Here is a 6,027-nt window from a genome sequence, read left to right as displayed (position 1 = left end):
GGTATCCATCGGCTGCATGGTGCCGGCCGGGAAGACCTTCTTACAGATCCAGTATTCGATATCGGCAATATCAAACGAGTTCGGCTGGGTCACGGCGCGCTGGGCAACCGCATCCGAATCAAGGGCAGTCATCTGAAGGGTAAAGCCAAGATCTTCTTTAACCTTGTCGGCAACGGCGTTGATGTTCGAAACACCGGTACCGAACTGACGCAGGGTAACGTCCTTGATGTTCTGCGCCCAGATGGTCGGGAAGCCGGTGATAGCACCCGAACCGATGGCAGCACCGGTTACAACCGCTGCACCCTTAACGAAACCACGGCGTGAAACGCCGGTTTCTGTCTCGATTGTTTTCTTCGAAATTTTCTTTTCGATCGTCATGTGAAGCACTCCTGATAGCTTGCTGGTTTATTTCATTCAGGCCAGAACATGGGCATGTTCCGGCTTCCAATAGGCGATGAATTTGTCCAGTCGCCTGACCGGTGCCTGCCGAAATTCGCTTTCGGTCTTCATTAGGGTTATTTCCTTGCCGTCGGCTGTCGTTGCGACAATCCGAACCCACAGGCCGAGATACTCGACCGTGGTAATTTCGACAGGGATCTGACCGTTCTTGCTGTCTTCTGGTGGCGTTTCGTCCAGACCGATCAGGTCGGTACGAATGGTGAATTCGATGTCCTCGCCCGCCTTGCCATCGGCAAATCCGGGCAGGAAGAAACTGTCCGGACCGCGCGCAAGCAAGGTGCCTGCCGGGCCGGATTCCGAAACGGTGCCTTTGAAGATGTTCTGACCGCCCATGAAGTTCGCAATGAAGCGCGACTTGGGCTGGTTGAAGATTTCGTGCGGGGTGCCTTTCTGGCGAATGATCCCGTCTTCCATCACGACCACCATGTCTGATAAGGCCAATGCCTCGTCCTGTGCATGCGTGACGTGAACGAACGTGATGCCCAGTTCCTGCTGAAGGCGGCGCAATTCATCGCGCATGCGCGCCCGCAGGAATGGATCAAGGGCCGAAAGCGGTTCATCAAGCAAAAGGACGGACGGCTCGGTAATCAGGGAACGCGCCAATGCAATACGCTGCTGCTGCCCGCCAGAGAGCTGGTCGGGCTTGCGATCTGCAAATTGCTCCATATGGACCCGGGCCAACATCTCTTTGGCCCGATCTTTACGATCCGATGGGGAGACACCTTGCATCTTGAGGCCAAAGGCAACGTTCTCCGCACAGGTCATGTGCGGGAAAAGTGCGTAATTCTGAAACATCATTGCCGTGCCGCGTTTGACCGGCGGCAGTTCGGTCACATTGCGATCCCCGATCAGAAGATCGCCCTCGCTGATTACTTCATGACCGGCGATCATGCGCAGCGTGGTTGACTTGCCGCACCCCGACGGGCCAATCAAACAGCAATACGCCCCTGCCGGAATTTGCAGATCAATCGATTTCACTGCCTGTGTGCTGCCGTAAAATTTACTGACAGCAATCAATTCAATGGCCCCGTTGCCCGTCATCCGCTCACCCGTCGCTGCATGCAAAATTGTTAACAATCATGTCAGCGATCTAAGGCAAGATGCGTGCCACTTGATTTCATTGGCAGTTTTTCAACGAGTCCCGCCAAGCTGTCAAAACTGGTGCGTTTGTTGGGCTCCTCAATCTGCCCGTTTTATGTCCACTTTATGCATATTTATTAATCATCGTGATTTATGTGCGAAAATTATAATCATCTTCGTCCCTGCACGGAAAATAAAGAACCATTTTATGTTGTGCAAATCGTCAACAATTTTGTAGAAATAAAGAACCACCCAACGAACATGAACGATGGAAAGTATCGTCACGATGGCCAAGGCCGAACAGACCGGCAGCTATAAAGGCAGCGAAAAGCTGCGCCCGGAGGAAATGATCTATCACGAGATGCTCGACGCGATCCTGGATCGCCGTCTGGAGCCGGGCATGAAGCTCATCGAGGAAGATCTTGCCAAAACCTTCGGGGTCAGCCGTGCACGCATCCGTGCCACTTTCCTGCAACTCGCCCATGACAAGCTGATCAATCTGGTGCCCAATCGCGGCGCCTTTGTCGCTGAACCGACCATTGACGAAGCCATCGAAGTCTTTTCCGCGCGCCGCATGATCGAAGATGGCGTGGCGCGCAAGGTCGCCACCAGCATGACCCCAGAACGCGCCGAACAGATCAAGGCGCATCTGGATCGCGAACATGATGCCCATCATCGCGGGGATCATCGGGCTGCCATCATTTTATCGGGTGAATTCCACCTGTTGCTGGCACGGCTTAGCGGCAATCTGGTGATCGAGGAATTCCTTGAACGCCTGATCCTGCGCACGTCGCTGATTATTGCCATGTATGAAAGCCCGCAACCGGTCGATTGCTCCCACACGGAACATGACCAGTTACTCAGCGCCCTGCTTAGTGGCGATCCCGATGTCGCGGCGGCTGAAATGTCACGCCACCTTGATGCCATCCGCGATCGCCTGCAATTGCAGCGGCCCAAACCGGGCAAAACCGATTTTGCCAGCATCTTTGGCCGAATCCCGACCTCGGAAGCCAGTTAAGCCTCCTGGCAATTTCCGGTAACGACCGCCATGCGCTTAGCGCGCATATTCCGTTCATGCATCACGCGGAACCCCGCTCGGATCCTCGCTACCGCGGTGATATTTGAACGTGCCCGTTGATGTGCCGATCACATTACCATCTGCGTCATAGGCGGTTGCCTCGGTAAACACCAACTTGCGTCCGCCGCCCTGCTTGCGGGCAACAACCCGGACCAAACCATCCCTCGCCATCCCCAGGAAATTGGTGGTCAATGACAGGGTCAGGGATTTGCGCACATTGCCCGGCACAGGACAGAAACACACAGCATAGCCAGATGCTGTATCCATCAGGGTTGTCAGCACGCCGCCATGTAGAATCCCAGCCCGGTTGCAGTGATGGTATTGCAAGTCAAGTTCGACCACCGCGTGGTCTTCCGCCCATTCCACCAGTCGATAGCCAAGATGATCCTGCAATCCGCTGCCATGGGCCTGTTCATAAGCCAGATTATCGTGCGTGCCGGTCATGTATAAACCATCCCTGTCGTAAAGCTCCCCAAGCTATAGCAGATATCGCTGAGCGCCGAAAACCGCGATGAGTCGCATCCCTTGGCCGGTCCCGAGACAGCTCCCAACACAGCGCAAAACCGGCTGGAAAACCGCATCCCTTAATCAGTGTTAGGCGATGCAACATGAAATAACGTTTTTATTTCAAAGCGATAACCACACCGTTCTCCAACCAAGAACGGGATAGCGGTGAAACGAGAATAGTCGTCCGAACCGGCTGTCGGTATATCTGTAGTCACCCCAGACACAAACGGTTCTACAAGGATCAAAGCCATGACGACGATTGCTTACAAAGACACCACCAGCATCGAACGCGAAGTCCGTATCGGTTGGTTCACCAGCTTTGTTCGTGCCCTTCAGGTTGCCGTGATCATGAAAGCATCCCAGGCCAAAAACCACGCAGAACTGACTGCGGACTGGAACAAGGCATGGCGTCAGGTTGAAGGTTAAGGCACCTGCCTTTCCTTATCGTTTGAGGATGGTGCGACGGTCCTTAAATCATCGCACCCTCAAACTGCTTGACGCTTCGGGTTGAACCACCGACAACGGTTCCATGCAAAAGTTTGATATCGTGACCATCCGGCTTTTTGTCGCCATCGTGCGCGCCGGAAGTATCAATGAAGCTGCCCGGCGCGAACATATCGCGACTTCGGCAGTTTCCCGCCGTATTGGCGAACTTGAGGCCATGTTGGGTGTCAAACTTTTGCGCCGCCTGCCACGCGGGGTCGAACCGACCGAAGAAGGCACGATCTTTGCCCGTTATGGTGAAAAGCTTCTGGGCGATCTGAACCATCTTTCCAACGAATTGCGCGATTTCAACGCCGGTGAAAAGGGCAAGATCTATCTTGCCGCGGTCACTTCGGCGATTTTGACCGGCCTACCATCGTTCCTGGCCGATTTTGAACGCGATTTCCCCCACATCACGGTCGATGTCCGTGAACTGACGTCGCGCGAAAGTGCCGACGCCGTCCGTGAAGGCCGCGCTGATCTGGCAATTCTGGCCGATAACAGCCCGCTTGGCGATCTATCCCATGATGTATTCTGTGATGATCCGATCTGGGTTGTGACCCCAAAGGCGCATCCACTGATCCCAAATGCCGATAATCCAAAACCGGTGAAATTTTCCGAAGCCGCCAAATACGACATCATCTCACTGCATGAAGGCGGCGTGATTGATGATCTGATTTCCGAGGCCGCATCGAAAATCAAACTCGACATGCATCCGCATATCAAGGTCGTACGATTTGGCTCCTTGCGGCAAATGATTGCGGCGGGTCTTGGGATTGGGTTCCTGCGCAAAAGCTCGGTCGCAGGCTATATCGGGCATATGAACATCGCTGGCGCCCCGATTGCAGATGACTGGGCCAAACGCCAATTGTTGATCGCCCATGAAGGCAACGCCAATCTGACCAGTGCCGCACGCCTGTTTCGTGATTATCTTCTGCGCAAATCGGCGGAAACACAGTTCAAACCGGTTTTGGGCTGATCCCGCTAATCAGGCAGAACGCTGTGCGCGTTCCGCCCAAAGGTCCTGTCCACTCGGCCCCAAGGGCACTGCCATGCCGCCAAAACGCGCCACGTGACGTTCGGCTTCTGCCAGAACAAGACCCGGCAGTTCAGACCACTGACCGATCGGTGCCAGCACCTCGACACATTCATCTGATTTAACATCAAGTAATTCGGGCAGATCTTCACGCGCATGCGTTCCACCACCGGCGAGCATAGGTACAATAATCGCCTGCCTGTGGGTGGCGATGTCGCGCCAATCGCCAAGCGATGGCGCCCCTTCAATGTTGCCGATGCAGATTTCCGCACCAACGCAAATCCGACCCAGACGATCCGCAAGCCGGACTGTTTCGGGAAGCGGATCGGTCAGGGTTTTCAACCCGTGTGGAACAAGAAAGACAGATGTTTCAGCAAGGCTCCAGCCACGATTGCGTGCTGATGCATGAACATGCGCCGCAATCATTTCACAAAAACCCGGAAGGTTGATGGCCGGTGGCAGGATGACAGCATCGCCGAGCCCCGCCTCATGCAATTTAGCTGGTAGTTCTTCGAACACCAGATAGCCTTCACTGAAGAATAGCGGGAAAACAATCAGACGATTGGCATCAGCCGTTTCCTTAAGGATTTCGAGCTGATCACTGACAGAAGGTCGGCTTCGCATATAACCGTGGCTGACGCGACCATTCCAGTCAGGTGCAATTGTCCGTGCAAGGTCCCTTGCCGGATCACCGCCATTGCCGCTGTTGCCATGGGACACCATCATGAGTGTCGGCATTTCGAAATGTGGCATGCATCTCACCATAGTCTGCATTGTCTAAAGCGTAGTTTGCTATACGCATCATGCAACCATCTGGATCGCCAGACAGGCAAAAACCCCTGTTTTGGCGCGAAAATTTCATTGCACCAGATCCCATCGCGGCTGATCGCCAAAGCGGTCCTGGATGAATTCAACCAGCAACCTGATACGCGCAGCAAGCTGACGGCTGGGCGGATACAAAAGATACAGGGACAAAGGATCCGGCGCATAATCGCAAAGAACACTGACCAATCGCCCGGTTTGCAATTCCGGCCCGGCGATAAATGTCGGTAATTCGGCGATGCCCAGCCCGGCAAGGGCCGCATCACGCAAAACTTCCGCGTTGTTGCAGCAAAACACGCCATTGACCTGTACCGCGACCGGCCCGTCCGGCCCGGTCATTTTCCAACGCGCCCCAGATGGCAGGTTGCCGTAATGCAGACAAGGCAACCGCGCCAGATCACGAATGTCGGTCGGTTCCCCATGCATTCGAATAAACTCGGGCGACGCACACAGCACGCGACGCATCGGCACGATTTCATGATCGATCAGGGCAAGGGTTTCTGTCGGGCGGCTAATACGCACCGTCATGTCAAAGCCATCTGCCACCGGATCAATAAAGTGA

General features: G+C 54.6%; 8 protein-coding genes. 3 read left to right on the top strand and 5 right to left on the bottom strand.

The features are described from left to right. Together B3Z49_RS13580 and B3Z49_RS13575 are read right to left on the bottom strand one after the other, a co-directional pair. On the bottom strand, positions 1–378 hold a 378-nt coding region (locus B3Z49_RS13580), incomplete at its 3' end, for a twin-arginine translocation signal domain-containing protein (RefSeq protein WP_296991800.1). A gap of 36 nt (positions 379–414) precedes the next feature. Then, positions 415–1,500, bottom strand: coding sequence for an ABC transporter ATP-binding protein (locus tag B3Z49_RS13575; RefSeq protein WP_008888645.1), 1,086 nt, complete (start codon positions 1,498–1,500; stop codon positions 415–417). Positions 1,501–1,807: 307 nt separating this feature from the next. Here B3Z49_RS13575 and B3Z49_RS13570 point away from each other — a divergent pair, with 307 nt between their 5' ends. Beyond that, complete coding sequence (locus B3Z49_RS13570; protein ID WP_296991797.1) at positions 1,808–2,557, top strand: GntR family transcriptional regulator; 750 nt, start codon at positions 1,808–1,810, stop codon at positions 2,555–2,557. 54 nt (positions 2,558–2,611) lie between these two features. Here B3Z49_RS13570 and B3Z49_RS13565 read toward each other — a convergent pair whose 3' ends face one another. Continuing rightward, a complete protein-coding gene (locus tag B3Z49_RS13565) occupies positions 2,612–3,061 on the bottom strand; it encodes a PaaI family thioesterase (protein WP_296991796.1) in 450 nt (149 codons plus the stop codon). 312 nt (positions 3,062–3,373) lie between these two features. On the opposite strand from B3Z49_RS13565, the gene B3Z49_RS13560 reads away from it, so the two are divergent. Together B3Z49_RS13560 and B3Z49_RS13555 are read left to right on the top strand one after the other, a co-directional pair. Continuing rightward, a complete protein-coding gene (locus tag B3Z49_RS13560) occupies positions 3,374–3,550 on the top strand; it encodes a hypothetical protein (protein WP_156518938.1) in 177 nt (58 codons plus the stop codon). Between the two features lie 103 nt (positions 3,551–3,653). Continuing rightward, a complete protein-coding gene (locus B3Z49_RS13555) occupies positions 3,654–4,586 on the top strand; it encodes a LysR family transcriptional regulator (protein ID WP_296991790.1) in 933 nt (310 codons plus the stop codon). A 9-nt stretch (positions 4,587–4,595) separates the two neighbouring features. Here the strand turns inward: B3Z49_RS13555 and B3Z49_RS13550 are convergent, their stop codons facing one another. Together B3Z49_RS13550 and B3Z49_RS13545 are read right to left on the bottom strand one after the other, a co-directional pair. Next, entirely contained in the window at positions 4,596–5,396 is an 801-nt protein-coding gene (locus B3Z49_RS13550) for a CbiX/SirB N-terminal domain-containing protein (protein WP_296991789.1), read from the bottom strand. Positions 5,397–5,501: 105 nt separating this feature from the next. Then, on the bottom strand, positions 5,502–6,027 hold a 526-nt coding region (locus B3Z49_RS13545), incomplete at its 5' end, for a substrate binding domain-containing protein (protein ID WP_296991786.1).

It is taken from the genome of Thalassospira sp. UBA1131 (assembly GCF_002311515.1).
GTDB lineage: Bacteria > Pseudomonadota > Alphaproteobacteria > Rhodospirillales > Thalassospiraceae > Thalassospira.
The sequence above is the reverse complement of the archived record's forward strand: the minus strand, read 5'-3'. Positions and strand labels throughout refer to the sequence as shown.